The organism is Chryseobacterium sp. CFS15, assembly GCF_031118795.1.
GTDB lineage: Bacteria > Bacteroidota > Bacteroidia > Flavobacteriales > Weeksellaceae > Chryseobacterium > Chryseobacterium indoltheticum.
Window position 1 is genome coordinate 47,438 of sequence record NZ_JAVHYL010000007.1, and the last position, 18,996, is coordinate 66,433.

An 18,996-nucleotide genomic window follows, 5' to 3' on the forward strand; every position below is an offset into this window, starting at 1 on the left:
TATCAATCTATTAATGTACCAATATTGTTACACTGTTAATTGATACATTGCTACATTATTTAAAAGATGAGTCAAAAAATTGCCATCACCGGAATGGGCATTATTTCCTCCATTGGTAACAATGTCGAGGAAAATTTTATTTCACTGACAACCGGAAAACACGGCATTTCAGACATTCAGTTGTTTGAAACACGTCACGCCGGAAATATCAAAACAGGCGAAATAAAATTGTCTAATGAAGAATTGGTGCAGAAACTTCAGCTTAGTGAAGACAACAACGTCACAAGAACGGCTTTATTAGGAATGGTTGCTGCAAAAGAAGCTGTAGAAAGTGCCGGAATTTCAGATATTAATGAATATAAAACCGGCTTGATTTCCTCAACAAGCGTTGGCGGAATGGACGTTACTGAAAAATATTTCTACACTTACGAAGATTTCCCTGAGAAACAAAAATATATCGACTCACACGATGCTGGAAATTCATCATTGGCAATTGCAGATTTTCTAGGTCTGAACGGGATGGTTTCTACGATTAGCACAGCCTGTTCTTCCGCTGCCAATGCAATTATGATGGGAGCAAAACTCATTAAAAATGGTGTTTTGGATCGTGTTATCGTTGGCGGAACAGATTCTCTTTCAAAATTTACTTTGAATGGTTTCAATACGTTGATGATTTTGACGGATTCTTACAACACGCCTTTCGATAACGACAGAAAAGGATTAAATCTTGGCGAAGCAGCCGCTTTTATTGTTTTGGAATCTGATGAAGTTGTGAAAAAAGAAAACAAAAAAGTACTCGCATATCTTTCCGGTTACGGAAATGCCAATGATGCGCATCATCAAACTGCTTCTTCAGAAAACGGACAAGGCGCATTTCTCGCAATGGAAAAGGCTTTGAAAGTTTCAGGTTTAGATAAAGAAAACATCGATTATATCAACGTTCACGGAACAGCGACACCAAATAATGATTTATCGGAAGGTATTGCGATGATTCGGATTTTTGGTGAAAACCGAGTTCCGGAATTCAGTTCTACTAAAGCGTTTACTGGACACACTTTGGCTGCTGCTGCGGGAATCGAAGCAGTTTACTCGATTTTGGCAATGCAGAATAATGTAATTTTTCCAAATTTAAATTTTAAAACCAAGATGGAAGAATTTGATTTGACTCCGGTTACTGAACTCAAAGAGAAAAACATCAATCACGTTCTTTCCAATTCATTTGGTTTTGGAGGAAATTGTTCAACCTTAATTTTTTCAAAATCGTGAGTGCCGTTTACATCAACAGTGCAGCCTGCATCTCAGTTCAGGACACTTTAAACGAAAACTTTTTCCAAAATTTACAACCGGAAAACTCAGTTCAGATTGTAAAAGCGATTGAACCGAATTACAAAGAATTCATTCCGCCTGCAGCAAGCAGAAGAATGTCTAAAACAGTAAAAATGAGTTCTGTTGCTTCAAAATACGCATTGAAAGAAGCCGGAATCGAAAAACCCGATGCCATTATTGTCGGAACCGGAATGGGCTGTTCGCAGGATTCTGAAAAGTTTCTGAAAAATGTCCTTGAAAATAATGAAGAGTTTCTGACTCCAACCTATTTTATTCAATCGACCCATAATACCGTTGCCGGCCAAATTGCTTTGGGATTGCAATGTCACGGTTACAATTTCACATACGTCAACAGTTCATCTTCACTCGAATTTTCAATGCTGGATGCAAAATTGCAGATTAACGATGGCGAAGCAGACAATGTTTTAGTGGGTTCTACAGACGAACAAACCGACAGAACAATGGAATTGTACAAACTAAACAACACTATTAAAAAACAAGAAAATCTTCCTGTTGATTATTTAGATTCAAAAACTGAAGGCGTTATTTGGGGTGAAGGTGCAAGTTTTTTTGTGTTAGGAAAAGATAAGGCAGAAAATTCTTATGCTCAACTAAAAGATATTCAATTAAATAATAAATTAGGTTTAGAAGAAACTCAAAAATTCATTGAAGATTTTTTAACTAAAAACAATTTAATAACTCAAGATATTGATGCTGTCATTTTAGGTTTCAGCGGAGATGCAAAATCTGATGTTTATTATACAAAAGCAATGGATTTATTTTCAAATTCAGCATTGTTATATTACAAACACTTAAGCGGAGAATATAATACAGCAAGTGGTTTCTCAACGTTTATGGCTTGCCATATTTTGAAAAATCAGGAAATTCCTGAAGTGATGATGATTAATTCTGTGAAAAAAGAAGAAATTAAAAATATTTTACTTTATAATCATTTGAGTGGAAATGATCATAGTTTGGTTTTGCTGGGGAAAGCTTGATTTGTTGAATTCTTTTAACATAAATAATCAGCATCTTGGTCATTCTGGAATCTAAGCAAACTTAAGACACTTTCGAGATTCCTACACAATGACAAACAGATTGTTAATTTTAAAATCTAAAAACAAAGATGAAACACTACCCATTTATTCTATTTTATCTTTTCTGTAACGTATTTATTTATATGTTTCAAGGGAGTTTTTGGGTGTATCTGTTTTTGTTTTTACTGTTTTCAGCGTTTGTAGTTTGGGGTTCTTTTGATATCACATTAGGATATTTTGTCAACAGTTTCACTCATAAAAGAACTAAAATCAAAGAAGTTGCATTGACTTTTGATGATGGACCTACAGAATTTACTCCGAAATTTTTAGATATTTTAAAAGAAAATAACGTAAAAGCTACTTTTTTCTGCATCGGAAAGCAGATTGAAAAATATCCTGAAACTTTTCAACGAATTATTTTGGAAGGTCATACGATTGGAAATCACACGTTTTCACATTCTAACAACACCGGTTTTCTGTCAACTCAAAAAATGATTGAAGAAATCGAAAAATGTGATGAAATGATGCTGAAAGTCGCAAACATAAAAACCAATTTATACAGACCACCTTTCGGGGTTACCAATCCGAATATTGCAAAAGCGATTAAGAAAACTCACAAAAAAAGCATTGGCTGGAATGTACGTTCTTTGGATACAATCACAGAAAATGAAAAGAAAATCTTTAGAAAAGTTACCAAAAACCTGAAAAAAGGCAGCATTATTTTGCTTCACGATACTTCGGAAAAAACGTACAATGTTTTGGTCGATTTATTGCTATTTTTGGAGGATAAAAAGTATTCAACTTTTACAATAGATAAATAAAAACGTTGAAGAAAAGTTCCGAAGGGACGATTTAACAAACGATTGGATGAAATCCAATTTAAATAAAACAAATTCATAAATGTTTAAAAATATAATTCTCGGAGCATTTTTATTAATTTCAAGCTTCTTTGTTGCTCAAAACACAGCAATGAGCGCAGCCGAAGCAAAAGCATTCGTAACCAAAATTTCTTCGGAAACAAAGGAAATAAAAACTTTACAGGCCGATTTTATTCAAACCAAAAAGATGGATTTTTTGGACAAAAGCATTATTACGTCCGGTAAAATGTCTTTAAAATCACCAAATACACTGAGCTGGAAATACACAAAACCATATCAATACAGCATTATTTTTAAGGAAAATAAAATTTTCATCAACGACCAAGGGAAAAAATCTTCGGTAGATGCAAAAAGCAAAACTTTTGAAAAAATCAATAAATTAATTGTCGGAAGTTCAAACGGAAAAATGTTCAGTGACCCGGAATTTGCCGTTGCCTATTTTAAAAACGGAACTTCAAATATCGCAAAGTTTACTCCGAAATCTGCTCAATTATTGAAATATATCAAACAAATTGAACTTCATTTCCCTAAAAACCAAACGACGGTTTCACAGGTAAATATGACGGAAGCTTCAGGAGATACCACGAATATTGTTTTCAAAAACACAAAAATCAATGCGCCGATTCCTGCTTCAGAATTTTCTTTATAGCCTGATTTTCTTACTGTTTGTTTCCTGTAAAACATATAAGCTTACAGATGTAAAAACTGTTTCAAATTCGGACAAAACGGTTGAAAATTTATACTTTTCTTCCAACGAAGATTATGTGTATAAATGTCAAATGGATATTTATAAAAATCACGTCAGCGGAATTTTAATTATCAAAAAAATCAATGCCCAATTTCACAGAGTTGTGCTTACATCAGATTTTGGAAATAAACTGATTGATTTTGAAGTTTCGGAGAATGATTTTAAACTGAATTACGTTCTTCCCGATTTAGATAAAAAAATCGTCATTAATTTTTTGAAAAATGATTTCCAGGAACTTTTAAGGCAAAAATATCCGGTGAATGAAAGCTTTGAAAATGAAAATTCTAAAATCTATCTTTCAAAAATTGATAAAAAAAGCTATTATCTATTCTTCAACAAAGAAAATAATCTGCTCAAACAAATCATTTATACAAAGAACAATAAGGAAAAAATCGATTTTAGTTTTGATGCAAAAAAACATATCTTCGCAGATAGTTTGAATCTTCAACATAAAGATTTCAAAATCAATATTAAACTATTTCAAATCACTGAAACTGAATAAATAATGCAGACCATTCTTACAGATTTTTACACTTTAGAATCCTCGGAAAAGGCAGAAAACGGAAGTTTTATTGCGAATATTTCTCTGAATAAAAATCACGATATTTTCAAAGGGCATTTCCCAGGAAATCCTGTAACTCCGGGAGTTTGTATGATGCAAATTGTAAAAGAGCTGACTGAAGAATTTACTGGAAAGAAATTGTTTCTAAAATCGGCTTCCAATGTAAAATTTATGGCAATCATCAATCCTTTTGAAACGCCGGATTTAACGTTACAATTGGATATTAACGAAGGTGAAGAGGAAATCAAAGTAAAAAACACCACTTCTTTTGGCGAGACTATTGCATTAAAAATGTCGGTAAACTATAAAAAATAGATATTATGCAACTTATTTTCTCGTTTTTGACCGCTTTTTTTCTGTTTTTTCAATCAGACCTTGATGCGTTGAGAAATAGCTATGAAAAGGCAAATTCTTCTACTGCAAATACGCAAAGTTTCATCAATATTGCTGAAAAACAGACTGGTTCTGACGCAGTAACAAGTGCTTACAAAGCTGCGGCGAAAATTATGGAAGCTAAAATTGTAACCAAAAACAGAAAAGCACTTGTAAAATCTGGCGCAACAAGTCTTGAAACCATTATTAAAAACAATCCGAATAACGTAGAATTAAGAGTTATACGAATGAGCGTTCAGGAAAATATCCCGAAAATTGTAGGTTATTCTAAAAATCTTAAGGAAGATAAAATGTTCATCATCGACAATTATAGTAGACAAAACCCGGCTCTGAAAACTTATATTAGAAAATTTGCAGCGCAGTCTAAAACAATGAATGCAGCAGAAAAAAATTCTTTAAGATAATCAAATGACCCTTCCTGAAGTACAAAATGCAATTTCTGAAAAAAAAATCTGCGTTTTAATTCCTACTTACAATAACGAAAAAACTCTGAAAAGAGTCATTGACGGCGTTTTAGAGTACACCGAAAATATTATCGTTATCAATGACGGGTCTACCGATTCTACTTTACAGATTTTAGAAAAATATTCGATTACGGTTATTAATTTATCAGAAAATAAAGGAAAAGGAAATGCGCTTAAATTAGGTTTCAGAAAGGCAAAAGAATCAGGCTACAATTACGCCATAACCATCGATTCAGACGGGCAACATTATCCTGATGACATTCCGGTTTTTGTTGAAAATCTATTGAATGAAAACGAAGATGTCTTACTGATTGGAAACCGAAATATGTCGCAAGACGGTATCCCGAAAAAAAGCAGTTTTGGAAACCGTTTTTCTAACTTTTGGTTTTGGTTTGAGACCGGAATCAAGCTTGAGGACACGCAATCCGGTTATCGTCTTTATCCTTTGCATAAAATTCCAAAGAAATATTTTACTCCAAAATTCGAATTTGAAATTGAAATCATTGTAAGAACAGCCTGGAGACACGTTCCTGTAAAAAATGTTCCTATAAAAGTTCTGTACGACCCTGCAGAAAGGGTTTCACATTTCAGACCGTTCAAAGATTTTACAAGAATCAGTATTCTGAATACGATTTTGGTAACCATTACTTTATTTTACATTATTCCGAGAAACTTCGTAAATAATTTCAAAAAAAAAAGCTTTAAAAAATTCATAAAAGAAGACGTTCTTGAAAGTGACGGAACCAACCGCATTAAAGCGTTTTCCATCGCTCTGGGCGTTTTCATCGGGCTTTCTCCGTTTTGGGGATTTCAGACTTTGTTGGTGATTTCTCTGTCGGTACTTTTCAAACTGAATAAAGTTTTGGCATTTGTGGCTTCCAATGTGAGTTTACCACCCTTTATTCCGTTTATTATTGCTGCTTCACTCTTTTTAGGATCGCCTTTTATTTCAGGAAATTCTAATATTTTGAGTCAGGATTTAAATTTCGATTTGGTTAAAAATAACTTGTTGCAATACATCATCGGTAGCTTTATTTTGGCGACTACAATGTCTGCCGTTTCTGGAATTGCTGCTTTTCTTTTTTTGAATAAAGTGAATCCGGAGAATAATGGATCCTTAAAACATTAAGATTATATTAAGGAGTTAAGTTGAATTAAGAAAAATCACAATATTTTTTTAAGCTAAATGCAAAGAAAACTTAATATTCTTCAAAACTTAACAAATCTTAATGGTTCAAAATCATTTCAATTTCCGCAACGTTTTCTTCAAATATTTTTCAACATTTTCTTTGTCGGGAAGAGTTGTAATTTCCTTCGTTAAAGCTTTTTCAACTTCTGTTTTTGCCTTTGAATATTCCTTTTGTTTAAAATAATATTTCCCGGATTGATAATAAACCAGCCAAAAATCAGGATTTAAAGATTGATAATGCGGAATAAAATCATCCGTAAGAATCATACTATCCGAATCAATTGCATTTTGTATTTCAGAATGGGCAAATTTAAACTCTTCATAATTTTCAAATTCCTGAGAATTTACGAAAGGGTCTTTTGCAATATTTAAATTTGACTTTGAAAATTCACCGCTTCTCAATCTTTTATCTGAGAAAATTTCGTTTAAATCATAACAGACAAATTCACCCAACTGATAAGGATTTGAAGAAACCCAAACCAGTCTTTTCTGTGGCGAAAAAATAACGGCGTGATGCGCTAAAAGCTGGTTAATCGCCTTTTCATTTCCATAACCTATTTTTTCATCTTTCAAACCGGATTTATCTCTTAAAATGGAAGCCATTTTTTCAGGATTCAGTTTTTTGTTTTCTTGTAAAAGTTCCTGGAGTTTTTCGTAACGGTATTCAGAATGACTTTCTACAATATGTTTTTGATTTCTTTTATCATCTTTATAAGCTTCAGATTGAAAATGGTTGGTACAAAAAACCTTACTTGAATTTTCAACTCTATAAACTCCGAAATTATCCGGAGAAACCTCAATAATAACTGCATTTTTATCATTTGCACTTCCTACCAAAATAGATTCGGAGACGAAAACTTTTCGCTTTTTTGCAATTTCAATCGCTTCGTCAATCGTTGTGGCGTATTGCAGGATTTCTCTTGTCACAAAAGAAATCGGAGTCTTTGCCGTCAACGGAATTTTAGATTTTCCGGCATTGATTGTCACCGTAATTCCTTCCTTATTCATCCCGGAAACTACGCCAATCATTCCGGGCCAACTTACCGATAGATAAGGAATTCCGTTTTCGGGTTCTACAAATTCTATCAATTTATTTTTAGCAAATTCGTCACCGACATAAAAATCAAAATTTCTTCCAATCAATAGATCACCGTCTTCTGTATTTTCATTCCAAACCGCAAGAGAAGTACAGCCAACAACCATCAAATCCTGCATTGCGTGCCCAATATCGTGTGCCCCGTGCAAATACATTGCTCTTCTGAATTTTGGAGCAATAAAATCATATTTATCTGATGAATATTGGGATAATCCGTACAATTCAGCCTGAAAATCGTCTCTTACATTAAGATACATTTTTCGGTTGTACCATTTCAAAAAGCCGCTCAATAATTTTTGCTTGAATTTTGAAGGAACAAAACCTTTTACTTTAGAAAAGAAAATCTCTTCCTGTTTCTGCATTAAATCTTGCGTTAAAGCTCCATTGTTATAGCCCAACTGCAAAGAATTTCCTTTGATGTACAATTCCCAAAGCTGTTGTTTATTTTTGGTTAAATAATTCTGATTAAAACTAAAAGTAGAATCGTTAATGATATTAACTTTCGGGATTTCTAAAGAATATTGGCTTACATCAGGAGTGTGTTTTATTGATTTTCTGACACCGCAAGAGCTCAGATTGAGAATAAGGATAAGGCTGAGAAAAAATAAAATTACAGCTCTGTCACTTCGACGAAAGGAAGAATTTATCTTAAAATTAGATTCATCGTTACGCTTCGCTTCACTCTGAATGACAAAAGTATTTTTAGATTTCATTATTATTTTTAATCATTTGTGTCAAACGTTCATCAATTTTTTCCTTTCCTAAAATCTCTGCGCAGGTATTGAAAGCTCCAATCGTGCAGCCCAAAATCCCGTGCATGTTGACAGATTGCCCAGTCAGAAAAAGATTGTCAATTTTTGTGCGTGGAGAAACCATTGTTTTCAGCGGATTTTCTGAACTTTTGCTATAACCGTACATATTTCCATTAAAACTTCCGATATAATCGCGGTAAGATAAAGGTGATGAAGTATAAATATTTTTGATTGAATCTCTTAGATTCGGGATTTTCTTTTCTAAAGCATCAATCATTTTTTCTGCTTTTTCAAGCTTAAATTTTTCGTAATGTTTTCCTCTTTCCTGTTCTTCAGCAATTGTATTTACTGTATTTTGCCAAGCTTTGACCTCATCAAAATCCATATAAGAAATGGCGGTTAAGCTTTCTGCAAATTCAGGATGATGTTTTGAAGGCGTGGAAGAAAGCATATAAGTTTCGGGCCACGATTTTTCATCGTAACGGTAAGCATTCCAAACCGATTCTTCGGATGAATAATGGTAAATATTATAATTGAAATTTGGAATTGTTTGAGGTTTTAAAACTAAATAAACGCTGAAACACGACGAAACAGGCTCCCAACTTAAGACTCTGTTTAGAAAAGATTTTTTCAGTCTTTCTTCACCGATTAATTTAGTTAAAGAACGAATTTCAATATTAGAAATAAACTGTTTAGCAAAAAATTCTTTTCCTGATTTTGTTTTTACAGAACTTAAAACATTATTTTCATTAAAGATAATTTCAGCCACTTCCGAATGCTTGTGAACATCTGCGTCATATTCTCTTAATTTTCGAATCAAAAGTTTTGAAATCTGACTTCCTCCTTTCACACATTTGTAAGCACTTTGAATGTAAGAATTCACTGTCAATGCGTGAACGTAAAAGGGAATATTTTCAGAATCACCTGCGTATAAAAAATTGGAACCCAATAAAACAGATTGTAGTTTTGTATTCTGAGTAATCGATTCGATGAATCTTTTGGTATTTAAATGAAGGATTTCTTCACTGTAATTATTTTTTCCAATCAAGTTATATCGAGGAAAGTGATTGCAAACACGCTGAATTTCTTCGCAATAATTTTCTAAATTTTCTCTTTCTTCAGGAAAATAGTTGGACAATTGCTCAACAAAATTATCATAACCTTGAGCGTGCGGATATTCAATTTCATCGTCTCCGAAAGTGATTTTATCATAGCCATTTTCATCCATTTTCTGGAGCTCTAAATCATCCATTATTTCCAGGTAAGAAAAAAACTGATGCAGGTTTTGACCTTTTGAAAGTCCGCCCAAATAATGAACGCCGGTGTCGAAAATCAATTTGTCTCGGGAAAAGGTCTGTAAGTTTCCGCCATATTGATTGTTTTTTTCCAGAATGCAGACTTTCAAGCCTTCTTTTGCCAAAATAAGCGCCGAAACAAGACCTCCTATTCCGCTGCCGATAATCAATATGTCGTAGGTTTTTTTCAAATTCTGATTATAGTTTAACGGCAAAAGGTACAAAAGTTTATCAAACTGTTTAGAATAATGTGTCTAAAAATATTTACGAAAAACTCAATTTATATTGCATTATTTAAACGCAAAGGACACAAAGTTTTTTTTTAAATTATTGAAAATATTTTTCGTTCGCAAAGGCGTTTCACTCAGCAAAGGAACAGTACTCTATAATCCTGTTTACCAAAAACTTACAATACATTAATTTAATAGATGTTTTAATCTTGGATCTTTAAAATTTTACCTTGGCTCCTGTATTATGGAATTGCACACAGCCCGACTTGAGCGGAAATCTTTTTTTGCTTTGGAGAAAGCTTTGGCAAAAAAAAGATTGGGAGCGGAAGGCGGAAATAGCTGCCATAAAAAATATTAAACGATTATCCGACACAGTCAAATAACCGCCTTAAAATTATCGAAAATTAATCAATATCGTCCCAAAAATCGAAATAGTTGAACCATTGAAGCGGATATTTTTGAATCATCGATTCAAGATTTTGAGTGTACGAATTTAAAAGTCCCTGTGCATCACGCTTTTTAACGTTTTCAGCGACTCTTGCATACAAATGATAATGAAGATTTTTTTCTTTCATTACATAGACATAGACCACCGGAACACCCAATCTGGAAGCAATCATGAAAGGCCCTGCCGGAAATTTTGCACTTTTCCCAAGCAAATCTGCTGCGAGGAATTTAGAGCCTTCAAAATAACGGTCACCCGTAAAACAGATTAATTCATTTTTTGACAATGCTTCATTAATGTCGAAAATATGCGACATATCGTCTTTTACATAGATAAATTTGATATTACTCTGCTTCACAGAAACGCTTTCGAGATATTCTTTAATGACTGTAACTTCCTGATCTGTTGTCACTAAATTAATCTGACAATCGAAGTCAATTTCAGCAAAAAAATGCTCTGCAATTTCAAAATTTCCAATATGTGCACTAATGAGAACGCCGCCTTTTTTTTCGGCTAAAAGATTTCTGAGGTTTTCTATTCCGTCGAATTCGTAGGTGTATTTATCCCTTAAACCAGCTGAAATAGCTGTTTTATCAATTAAAATCGTTCCGAAAGTAAAATAACTTTTAAACAAGGAGATTTTTGTTTTCCAAAAACCGTAATTGAGTCTTTTCTGAAAATAATATCGATAATATTTGTTGCTATTTTTTTCGAATAAAAAATAGTAAAAAGCAACAAAGTAGAGCACAAAATATGAACTTCGGATCCCGATATTTCTAATGCACCAGACGAATATTCTATATCCTAAGATGGTACCTTTAGATTTGCCTTTCCACTTGTTCATAAATTCAATTTGCCAATTTATCAATGTACCAGTTTAACAATTCACATCAATTGATACACTGTTAGATTGCTATATTGTTACATTATTTGAGAGTAAAGTTTAATCGATAACTATGCGTTTTTTTGAGCGATTTTGTTTTCTATTGCCGAATAGAAATCATTAAAAGTGATGATGTCTTTAAAGTCTGCTTCACCTAGTTTTATTCCAAAATTAGACTCGATCACCACGACCAAATCTATATAATCTAAACTGTCTAAGCCCAAAGTCTTCTTGAAATGGGCATCATTACTGATTTCGTCACCATCTACCTCAAACTCATTGATTAAAAAATCATTAGCAATGGCAACAATTTTTTCTCTTTCCATGTTTTTTATTCAAATTTTTTAACGATTAATGCGGAATTGGTTCCCCCAAATCCGAAAGAATTCGACAAAAATACGTCAATTTTTTGATTTTTAGTTTCGGAGATTAGATTTATCTTTAGAGCATCTTCATCCGGATTTTCTAAATTGATGTTGGGAGCTATGAAATCGTTCTGCATCATTAAAATTGAGTAAATTACTTCACTTGCGCCCGCCATCCAACATTCGTGACCAGTCATTGATTTTGTAGAACTTACCGGGACTTCGCTACCAAAAATTTCGTGAATTGCTTTTGCTTCGTTTGCATCACCAATTGGCGTTGAAGTCGCATGAGCATTGATATAATCGATATCTTTTACTTCTAAACCTGATTGTTTTAAAGCACGGTTCATCGCTAAAGCCGGGCCATCAATATTGGGTGTAGAAATATGTCCGCCGTTTGATGAAAAACCGTAACCCACGATTTCACCTAAAATGGTTGCTCCTCTTTTCTGGGCAGATTCAAGGCTTTCTACAATTAAAGTTGCCGCTCCACCGCTCGGAATAAGGCCGTCTCTTTCAGAATCAAATGGTCTTGATGCTTTTGTAGGCTCGTTTTCTCGTACCGAAAAAACACCCAAACCATCAAAACTTGCCATTGAATATTTGTTGGTTTCCTGCGCACCACCGCAAACAATCATCTCCTGAAAACCATTTTTAATCATCATATAAGCCAATCCCAAAGAATGAGAACCGCTTGCACAAGCCGCACTGATTGTTAAATTGATTCCTCTTAATTTAAAAATAGTAGAAAGATTCATCGTTACTGTTGAGTTCATCGATTTGAAAATCGCTCCTGAACCCATCAAAGTGGTGTCTTTCTTTTCTCTTGCAATGTCAATAGATTCTACAACAGCCTGAGAAACACTGTCGTTTCCATATAAAATTCCGACTTCGTTTTGATCTAGAAAATTCTGGTTGATATTGGCTTGTTTTAGAGCATCTAATGTTGCAATGTAAGCATATTCGCTTTCCTCGCCCATGCTTACACGCTGACGTCTGCTGAGAAGATTTTTCAAATCAGGTTTTGGAACAACTCCCGTAAGACCTGATCTGAAACCAAATTCTTTTCTTTCATCGACTAAAACAATTCCCGATTTTCCTTGATACAGGGATTCTTTCACTTCTTCCAAAGAAGTGCCGATGCAAGAATAAATTCCCATTCCGGTAATGACTACCCTATTTTCCATGTTAAAAAATGTAACAATTTATCAATTTAACAGTGTAACAATTTTAAATATGTGACAATTAAAAACTCTGTCATTCTGAGCGGAGTGAAGAATCTCATTGGTACATTGTTAAATTATTACATTGCTAGATTATTACGAGTAAATTCCTCCGTTAATATTAATAATTTCTCCTGTGATGTACGAAGATTTTTTTGATGCTAAAAAGGCAACCAAATCTGCCACTTCTTCTGCTTCACCAAATCTGTTGGCAGGAATCATTGCTTTCAATTCATCTTCGTTGAAATCCTGCGTCATATCGGTTTTAATGAAACCTGGTGCAACTGCGTTCACTGTGATATTCCTTTTAGCAACTTCTTGTGCCAAAGCTTTTGTTGCTCCGACTAAAGCACCTTTTGCTGCAGAATAATTGGTTTGTCCAGCCGTTCCTTTTACTCCGGAAACAGAAACCATATTGATGATTCTGCCGTATTTGTTTCTCAATAATTTCTGAATGAAGAAATTGGTCACATTATAGAAACCATTTAAACTTGTGTTAATCACAGAATTCCAGTCTTCACTTGGCATCCACATGAATAATCCGTCTCTTGTGATTCCTGCGTTGTTTACGATAATTTCTACTACAGAATTTGGATTATTTTCCTGCCATTCTCCTAAAACCTTTAAAGTTTCTTCAGCATTTCCTACATCGAATTTAAGAATTTCTCCGGTAGAACCCAATTCTTCCACTTTAGCTAAAGTTTCCTTTGCTGCAGCTTCATTTGAAGTATAATTAATTAATATGTGATAGTTTTTCTCTTCAGCCAGTTTTATACAGATTGCTCTTCCAATTCCTCGAGAACCCCCTGTTATGATTGCACATTTCATATGTGTTTCGGTTTGTTTATATATTGACAACTAAAAGCAGTCAATAATTACGTTGTCTTTAAATATTTTTTCACTTCCTCCAAATAAGGATACATTACCATGTCATTCGAAAATACCGGAATAATCTTTCTGATATCATCATATAATGCTTTGGTTTCAGATGAAACTTTATCTTGGTACCCAAGGTATTCTATCGCCTGAATCACAGTAATGGCTTCAATCGCCAAAACCTCAAAAGCATTCTCGATTACTTTTCTGCAGATCACTGCTGCATTGGTCCCCATACTTACAATATCCTGATTATCATTATTATTAGGAATACTGTGAACGTACATCGGGTTTGATAACATCTGACTTTCTGCTGTTGTAGAAGTTGCCGTAAACTGAACGCCCTGCATCCCAAAATTGAAACCTAATTTACCCAAATTTACAAATGGAGGCAGAATTTCATTAATTTTTGAGTTTAAAAGATAATTCAATTGTCTTTCAGCCAGCATCGTCAATTTTGTCACTACAATTTTAAGCTTATCCATTTCCAAAGAAATATAATCTCCATGGAAGTTTCCGCCGTGGTAAACATGTTGGTCTGCCACGTTGATGATTGGGTTATCGTTTGCTGAGTTGATTTCGTTTTCCAAAACCTTTTCAGTGTATTCCAACGTATCGAGAACAGGCCCTAAAATTTGCGGAATACATCTTAAAGAATAATATTCCTGCACTTTTTCTTTAAAAACCTTTTCCTGCTCCTCAAAATGAGTGTACAAATGATCGGCTCTTTTTCTTATTAATTTACTGTCAGACAAATGAACACGCATTTTTTCAGCGATTTTCTGTTGCCCAGCATGAAGTTTCGTTGCGTTTAACACTTCCGAAAAGTGATCGTCGTACGCCTGAACTATTTCGTTGATTGCACACGATAATTTCAATGAGATTTCAGTAAGCTGATTCGCTTTATAAGCATTAACCACACCTATCCCGGACATCACAGAGGTTCCGTTCATTAACGCTAAACCTTCTCGAATCTCTACCTGAATAGGTTCTAAATTTTCAATTTCAAAAATTTCTTTTGTTGATCTTCTTTCGCCTTTATAAAAAACTTCACCTTCCCCAATTAGAACTAAAGCTAAATGTGCCAATTGCACCAAATCTCCGCTTGCTCCTACGCCTCCGTGCTCGAAAATAAGTGGTGTAATATTTCTGTTAATTAATTCTTTAAGTAAATTGACAACAGATTCATGCACTCCCGAATTTCCACGAGACAAAGTGTTCAATCTTGCCAACATACAGGCCTTAACTTCATCAGCAGGAAGGGGATTTCCTATACCCGAAGAGTGGCTTCTGATTAAATTATATTGTAACTGGTGCGTATCTTCATCGCTTATTTTGAACTGAGCCATCGGTCCAAAACCGGTATTCACTCCATAAATTACTTTATTTTTCGAAAATTCTTTAAGAAAAGAAAAACTTTCATTCACCCTTTGGAGAAGTGAAGGATCCAATTCTATGCTTTCGTTTTCAACAATAATTCTTTGAAAATCTCTCAGTTCTAAAAAGTTATTTATTTTCATCAATTAAAAGTAATAGTATATAATTTTGTAGAATATAATTAATTGTCACTAATTTTGCGCAAAGATAAAAGTTTTATTAAACAAATGGACAAAGAAATTGTTGATGTTTTAGTAATTGGAGCTGGGCCTTCCGGATGCGTATCTTCTGCTTATCTGAAGAAGAATAACATCAATGTGAAAGTTGTTGAAAAAACAAAATTCCCCAGACTTGTCGTTGGCGAAAGCCTTATTCCCAGAGTGATGGATCATTTTGACGAGGCCGGATTGTTTTCTGCATTAGATAAAATGGGCTTTGAAAAGAAACTCGGCGCACGTTTTATGCGGGGAGACGAAGTCTGCATTTTTGATTTCAGCAACAAATTCGGAGAAGGATGGGACTGGACGTGGCAAGTTCCAAGAGCAGATTTCGACAATACTTTGGCTCAGGAAGTTATCAATAAAGGTGTTGACCTTGAATTTGAAACTGAAGTAATAGGAATTGAATTTAACGGAACAAATTCTATCACCACCGTAAAGAACAAAGACGGAAAAACAAAAGAGATCCACGCAAAATTCGTGATTGATTCCAGCGGCTACGGAAGAGTTTTACCTAGACTTTTAGATTTAGAAAAACCATCAAAATTATCTCCGCATTCTGCTATTTTTGCACATGTAGAAGATATTAACAGAGAAGAAGGGGAAGAAGGAACTTTAATTTCTTTTGATATTATAGAAACCGAAGTCTGGCTTTGGGTCATCCCTTTTTCTAATGGAAATACAAGTATCGGAATCGTCGGTCCGACCGAATATATCGAGAAATTATCTGAAAACGGAGATCCTACAGAAGCTTTGAGAAAAGCTATTTCTCTTTCTGATTATTACGTGAAACGTTTCGGAGATGTAGAATTTCTTTTTGAACCAAGGCATTTAAAAGATTATTCCTGTTCGGTTAAAAAATTATACGGTGACGGATTTGCTTTGACGGGAAATGCGTCAGAATTTCTTGATCCAGTATTTTCATCAGGAATGGCATTTGCCACCGAGGGCGGAATGACTGCCGCAAAGCTGGCAATAAGACAATTAAACGGCGAAAAAGTCGACTGGCAAAAAGAATATTCAGATTATATTTTATACGGAGTCAACGTTTTTACAACCTACGTGAAAGAATGGTACACCGGAAATCTTCAGGAATTATTTTTCCATCAGCCGGAAAATCCTGATGTCAAAAGAAAAATTTGCGCTGTTTTGGCAGGTTATGTCTGGGACAAAAAAAACACATTCGTGCGAATACACGATACCGCAGTCGTAAACCTGGCAAATTTCATTAAAGCAGAAAAAGAACAAGCATAAAAAAACCGGTCTGAAAATTCTCAGACCGGTTTTTTTATTTTAAAGCTTCCTTTATTGCTTTTCCTAGTTCTTTCCCTGTCTTTTCGTATGCTGCAGCGATCCTACCGTATTCCATACCGTAATCTACTTTGCTTCCGCTGCCTTCGATTTTATCTCCTTTTATTGTTGCTAAAACATTTGAAGGATTTGCAGTTTCAACAATCGTTATTTCTGATGATAATTTCCCGGGTTGCATGATAAATCCACTCCATCCTGCGTACATCCATTTTGGATGGATGATTAAGGTATATTTTGCAGCAACATTTTGGCTAAATTTGATTTTCTTTGATTTATTTAAACCTTCGATGAATTTTTCTGTCCAAATCGTTTCCGCATGCTGCTCCCAAATATCAATCCATTTTTTCCACGCTTCTTCCCCTTTTTTGGCTACCGTTTCTTTATGTCTTCTTTCTAAATATTCAGTTTCTGTAAAATTTTCGGCCTGAAAAAGCGGGCTTCCGTAATTACGTTCAACATTAACTTCTGTTTGGCCTTTTAAAAAATTCAGATTTCCAGATTCTACGGTCAGTTTATTTTGAGCGAAAATAGTTGTGGCAATTGGTAACAACACCAATAGAAATATTTTTTTCATATTTTTAATTTAAGATTACAAATATACTGTCAGAAAAAAGAAAATTTATCTTAAATGAACAATAATATTTCTAACTTATTTGAATAAAATTTTAAAATTTACCTTAAATCAATAAACGTAATCGGTTTTCTACTGTTTGGGTTGAAAACTGTTTTAGACAAAATATCAAAATTCACCATTTCAATTTTCGGGCTTACTCTCAATTTTGCACGGAAATGATCTCTCACTTCTCCTTCAAAACGTTCCTCTTCTCTTTCTGTGCTCAGTTTAATGATAATTTCATCTAAACCGATCTCATTCGACTGAATGACAATCTGGTAACATAAAATCCCTTCAAAATCATTCAAAATATCATTCATTGCAGGCGGATACAAAGTTGTTCCTTTATATTTGATCATCTGTTGCTTTCTTCCCACAACCGGACCTAATCTCATCGTACTTCTTCCGCATTGACAAGGTTCGTAATGAGCTTTAACTAAATCTCCCGTTTTAAATCTCAACAAAGGAAGTGCTTCAACACCTAAAGTAGTTATTGTTAATTCTCCACTTTCTCCATCTTTTACTGCATTTCCTTCGTCGTCGAGAATTTCTGTTATAATTAATTCCGGATGTTGATGACCACCAACTTGATGTTCACATTCAGTAAATGCAGTGCTCATTTCCGTGGAAGCATATGTTGAAAATAATTGAATATTCCACTTTTCTTTAATTTTTTGTGAAAGAATATTATCTGTAAAGTCTTGGTTTTTGATACTTTCACCAATACACACAGCTCCGTAAACGCTTGAATTTTTATAATCAATTCCATGCTTTTCAGCATAATCAATCATTTTTAAAAGAAAAGAAGGAACAGTAATCAAATATTTCGGTTGATACCTGAAAATAGAATCCCATTGAAGTTCGGGAATTCCCGGTCCCATTCTTACAACACTTGCACCCATTTTTCTCAATCCTAAAAAATAGGCAAGTCCGGCCATGAATCTTTTATCAATAGTCGTAATCATCTGTACAACATCTCCTTTCTGAATTCCTGCACAGGCAAAAGAAATCGCTTCGTTGTAAGCTAATCTTTCAAGATCTTTATCAGACAAACCGAAAGTTACAGGATCGCCTAAAGTTCCTGAAGTCGTGCTGTAATCGACAATTTTATTTTGTGGAATACAGAAAAAATCGTCATTATTTTCTTGAATATCGTTCTTGGAAGTCGTTGGAATTTTCTGCAAATCTTCCAAAGTCTGAATTTCAGAAATTTGAATATTATTTTCCTTAAATAATTTCTGATAAAAAGGCGAATTGCTTTCAAGATATTGTAAAAGCTCCTGAAGTTTTTCTTCCTGAAATATTTTTATATCCTGAATATCTGCTTTCTCGATGAATGGGAAAAGTTCCAATAGTTTAATTTTTAGAAGACAAATTTATTTAAATTAAAATTAAAAGATTAACGCATTTAACAATTAAAAAAATCTGTGAAATCTGTGCAATCTGTAGGTTTTATATTTCCTGCTGATTACATAGATTTTCACAGATGATTGCGTCGAACATTAAATTAAAATCTTTAAAATCTGCGGGAGAAAAATAAGTTTTGACTAAAGCCAATTTCGGTCTTCAAATTTGAAAGCGGGCTAAAGCCCACTCCTATTGATAAAGACACATACATTATATTTCAAGATTTTAAAAATTCACATTTCACCATTGACAATTCACAATTTAAAACACTCTTATTTCTTACAACTTTTCAATAGACGGAATCAAAA

At 34.0% G+C, this 18,996-nt stretch carries 18 protein-coding genes; 9 read left to right on the forward strand and 9 right to left on the reverse strand.

Features of this window, described 5'->3' with window-relative positions; translation table 11 throughout:
- Positions 1 to 66 precede the first annotated feature (66 nt).
- The 8 genes from OH814_RS12350 (at position 67) to OH814_RS12385 (ending at position 6,537) form a co-directional block, all read left to right on the forward strand.
- On the forward strand, positions 67 to 1,266 hold the full coding sequence (locus OH814_RS12350) for a beta-ketoacyl-[acyl-carrier-protein] synthase family protein (RefSeq protein WP_308828347.1): 1,200 nt from the start codon (positions 67 to 69) through the stop codon (positions 1,264 to 1,266).
- Positions 1,263 to 2,324: a beta-ketoacyl synthase N-terminal-like domain-containing protein gene (locus tag OH814_RS12355; protein ID WP_308828348.1), complete on the forward strand. Its 1,062-nt coding sequence runs from the start codon at positions 1,263 to 1,265 to the stop codon at positions 2,322 to 2,324. Before OH814_RS12350 ends, OH814_RS12355 begins: the two co-directional genes overlap by 4 nt.
- Before the next feature lie 128 nt (positions 2,325 to 2,452).
- The gene (locus OH814_RS12360; RefSeq protein WP_308828349.1) at positions 2,453 to 3,184 is read left to right on the forward strand and encodes a polysaccharide deacetylase family protein; all 732 of its coding nucleotides are present in this window, start codon (positions 2,453 to 2,455) and stop codon (positions 3,182 to 3,184) included.
- Between the two features lie 79 nt (positions 3,185 to 3,263).
- The gene (locus OH814_RS12365) at positions 3,264 to 3,890 is read left to right on the forward strand and encodes an outer membrane lipoprotein carrier protein LolA (protein WP_308828350.1); all 627 of its coding nucleotides are present in this window, start codon (positions 3,264 to 3,266) and stop codon (positions 3,888 to 3,890) included.
- A gap of 130 nt (positions 3,891 to 4,020) precedes the next feature.
- Positions 4,021 to 4,491, forward strand: a complete 471-nt coding sequence (locus tag OH814_RS12370) for a hypothetical protein (protein WP_308828351.1) — start codon at positions 4,021 to 4,023, stop codon at positions 4,489 to 4,491.
- A 3-nt stretch (positions 4,492 to 4,494) separates the two neighbouring features.
- Complete coding sequence (locus OH814_RS12375; RefSeq protein ID WP_201133145.1) at positions 4,495 to 4,866, forward strand: 3-hydroxyacyl-ACP dehydratase; 372 nt, start codon at positions 4,495 to 4,497, stop codon at positions 4,864 to 4,866.
- Between the two features lie 5 nt (positions 4,867 to 4,871).
- On the forward strand, positions 4,872 to 5,348 hold the full coding sequence (locus OH814_RS12380) for a hypothetical protein (protein WP_076561933.1): 477 nt from the start codon (positions 4,872 to 4,874) through the stop codon (positions 5,346 to 5,348).
- 4 nt (positions 5,349 to 5,352) lie between these two features.
- Entirely contained in the window at positions 5,353 to 6,537 is a 1,185-nt protein-coding gene (locus OH814_RS12385; protein ID WP_308828352.1) for a DUF2062 domain-containing protein, read from the forward strand.
- Between the two features lie 111 nt (positions 6,538 to 6,648).
- Here OH814_RS12385 and OH814_RS12390 read toward each other — a convergent pair whose 3' ends face one another.
- The 7 genes from OH814_RS12390 to OH814_RS12420 form a co-directional block, all read right to left on the reverse strand.
- Positions 6,649 to 8,406, reverse strand: a complete 1,758-nt coding sequence (locus OH814_RS12390; protein ID WP_308828353.1) for a C45 family peptidase — start codon at positions 8,404 to 8,406, stop codon at positions 6,649 to 6,651.
- Positions 8,396 to 9,931: an NAD(P)-binding protein gene (locus OH814_RS12395; protein ID WP_308828354.1), complete on the reverse strand. Its 1,536-nt coding sequence runs from the start codon at positions 9,929 to 9,931 to the stop codon at positions 8,396 to 8,398. Before OH814_RS12395 ends, OH814_RS12390 begins: the two co-directional genes overlap by 11 nt.
- A 443-nt stretch (positions 9,932 to 10,374) precedes the next feature.
- Positions 10,375 to 11,259, reverse strand: coding sequence for a lipid A biosynthesis acyltransferase (locus OH814_RS12400; protein ID WP_308828355.1), 885 nt, complete (start codon positions 11,257 to 11,259; stop codon positions 10,375 to 10,377).
- Between the two features lie 110 nt (positions 11,260 to 11,369).
- Positions 11,370 to 11,624 (reverse strand): acyl carrier protein, encoded by a 255-nt coding sequence (locus tag OH814_RS12405; RefSeq protein ID WP_076561937.1) that lies wholly within the window; start codon positions 11,622 to 11,624, stop codon positions 11,370 to 11,372.
- A gap of 5 nt (positions 11,625 to 11,629) precedes the next feature.
- The gene (locus tag OH814_RS12410; RefSeq protein WP_308828356.1) at positions 11,630 to 12,850 is read right to left on the reverse strand and encodes a beta-ketoacyl-[acyl-carrier-protein] synthase family protein; all 1,221 of its coding nucleotides are present in this window, start codon (positions 12,848 to 12,850) and stop codon (positions 11,630 to 11,632) included.
- Positions 12,851 to 12,982: 132 nt separating this feature from the next.
- Positions 12,983 to 13,714 (reverse strand): 3-oxoacyl-ACP reductase FabG, encoded by a 732-nt coding sequence (gene fabG / locus OH814_RS12415; RefSeq protein ID WP_308828357.1) that lies wholly within the window; start codon positions 13,712 to 13,714, stop codon positions 12,983 to 12,985.
- Between the two features lie 47 nt (positions 13,715 to 13,761).
- Positions 13,762 to 15,282 (reverse strand): aromatic amino acid ammonia-lyase, encoded by a 1,521-nt coding sequence (locus tag OH814_RS12420; protein WP_308828358.1) that lies wholly within the window; start codon positions 15,280 to 15,282, stop codon positions 13,762 to 13,764.
- Positions 15,283 to 15,366: 84 nt separating this feature from the next.
- Between OH814_RS12420 and OH814_RS12425 the strand changes: the two genes are divergently transcribed.
- The gene (locus OH814_RS12425; RefSeq protein WP_308828359.1) at positions 15,367 to 16,611 is read left to right on the forward strand and encodes an NAD(P)/FAD-dependent oxidoreductase; all 1,245 of its coding nucleotides are present in this window, start codon (positions 15,367 to 15,369) and stop codon (positions 16,609 to 16,611) included.
- A 34-nt stretch (positions 16,612 to 16,645) separates the two neighbouring features.
- Here OH814_RS12425 and OH814_RS12430 read toward each other — a convergent pair whose 3' ends face one another.
- Both OH814_RS12430 and OH814_RS12435 read right to left on the reverse strand, forming a co-directional pair.
- Positions 16,646 to 17,242, reverse strand: coding sequence for a hypothetical protein (locus OH814_RS12430; RefSeq protein ID WP_308828360.1), 597 nt, complete (start codon positions 17,240 to 17,242; stop codon positions 16,646 to 16,648).
- A 98-nt stretch (positions 17,243 to 17,340) separates the two neighbouring features.
- A complete protein-coding gene (locus OH814_RS12435) occupies positions 17,341 to 18,633 on the reverse strand; it encodes an AMP-binding protein (RefSeq protein WP_308828361.1) in 1,293 nt (430 codons plus the stop codon).
- Between the last annotated feature and the right edge of the window lie 363 nt (positions 18,634 to 18,996).

Excerpts from the sequence above, each read along its gene's own strand:
- OH814_RS12350 (WP_308828347.1), top strand. The coding sequence starts at position 67 with ATGAGTCAAAAAATTGCCATCACCGGAATGGGCATTATTTCCTCCATT.
- OH814_RS12360 (WP_308828349.1), top strand. The coding sequence starts at position 2,453 with ATGAAACACTACCCATTTATTCTATTTTATCTTTTCTGTAACGTATTT.
- OH814_RS12365 (WP_308828350.1), top strand. The coding sequence starts at position 3,264 with ATGTTTAAAAATATAATTCTCGGAGCATTTTTATTAATTTCAAGCTTC.
- OH814_RS12370 (WP_308828351.1), top strand. The coding sequence starts at position 4,021 with ATGGATATTTATAAAAATCACGTCAGCGGAATTTTAATTATCAAAAAA.
- OH814_RS12375 (WP_201133145.1), top strand. The coding sequence starts at position 4,495 with ATGCAGACCATTCTTACAGATTTTTACACTTTAGAATCCTCGGAAAAG.
- OH814_RS12380 (WP_076561933.1), top strand. The coding sequence starts at position 4,872 with ATGCAACTTATTTTCTCGTTTTTGACCGCTTTTTTTCTGTTTTTTCAA.
- OH814_RS12385 (WP_308828352.1), top strand. The coding sequence starts at position 5,353 with ATGACCCTTCCTGAAGTACAAAATGCAATTTCTGAAAAAAAAATCTGC.
- OH814_RS12390 (WP_308828353.1), bottom strand. The coding sequence starts at position 8,406 with ATGAAATCTAAAAATACTTTTGTCATTCAGAGTGAAGCGAAGCGTAAC.
- OH814_RS12400 (WP_308828355.1), bottom strand. The coding sequence starts at position 11,259 with ATGAACAAGTGGAAAGGCAAATCTAAAGGTACCATCTTAGGATATAGA.
- OH814_RS12405 (WP_076561937.1), bottom strand. The coding sequence starts at position 11,624 with ATGGAAAGAGAAAAAATTGTTGCCATTGCTAATGATTTTTTAATCAAT.
- OH814_RS12410 (WP_308828356.1), bottom strand. The coding sequence starts at position 12,850 with ATGGAAAATAGGGTAGTCATTACCGGAATGGGAATTTATTCTTGCATC.
- fabG (WP_308828357.1), bottom strand. The coding sequence starts at position 13,714 with ATGAAATGTGCAATCATAACAGGGGGTTCTCGAGGAATTGGAAGAGCA.
- OH814_RS12420 (WP_308828358.1), bottom strand. The coding sequence starts at position 15,282 with ATGAAAATAAATAACTTTTTAGAACTGAGAGATTTTCAAAGAATTATT.
- OH814_RS12425 (WP_308828359.1), top strand. The coding sequence starts at position 15,367 with ATGGACAAAGAAATTGTTGATGTTTTAGTAATTGGAGCTGGGCCTTCC.
- OH814_RS12430 (WP_308828360.1), bottom strand. The coding sequence starts at position 17,242 with ATGAAAAAAATATTTCTATTGGTGTTGTTACCAATTGCCACAACTATT.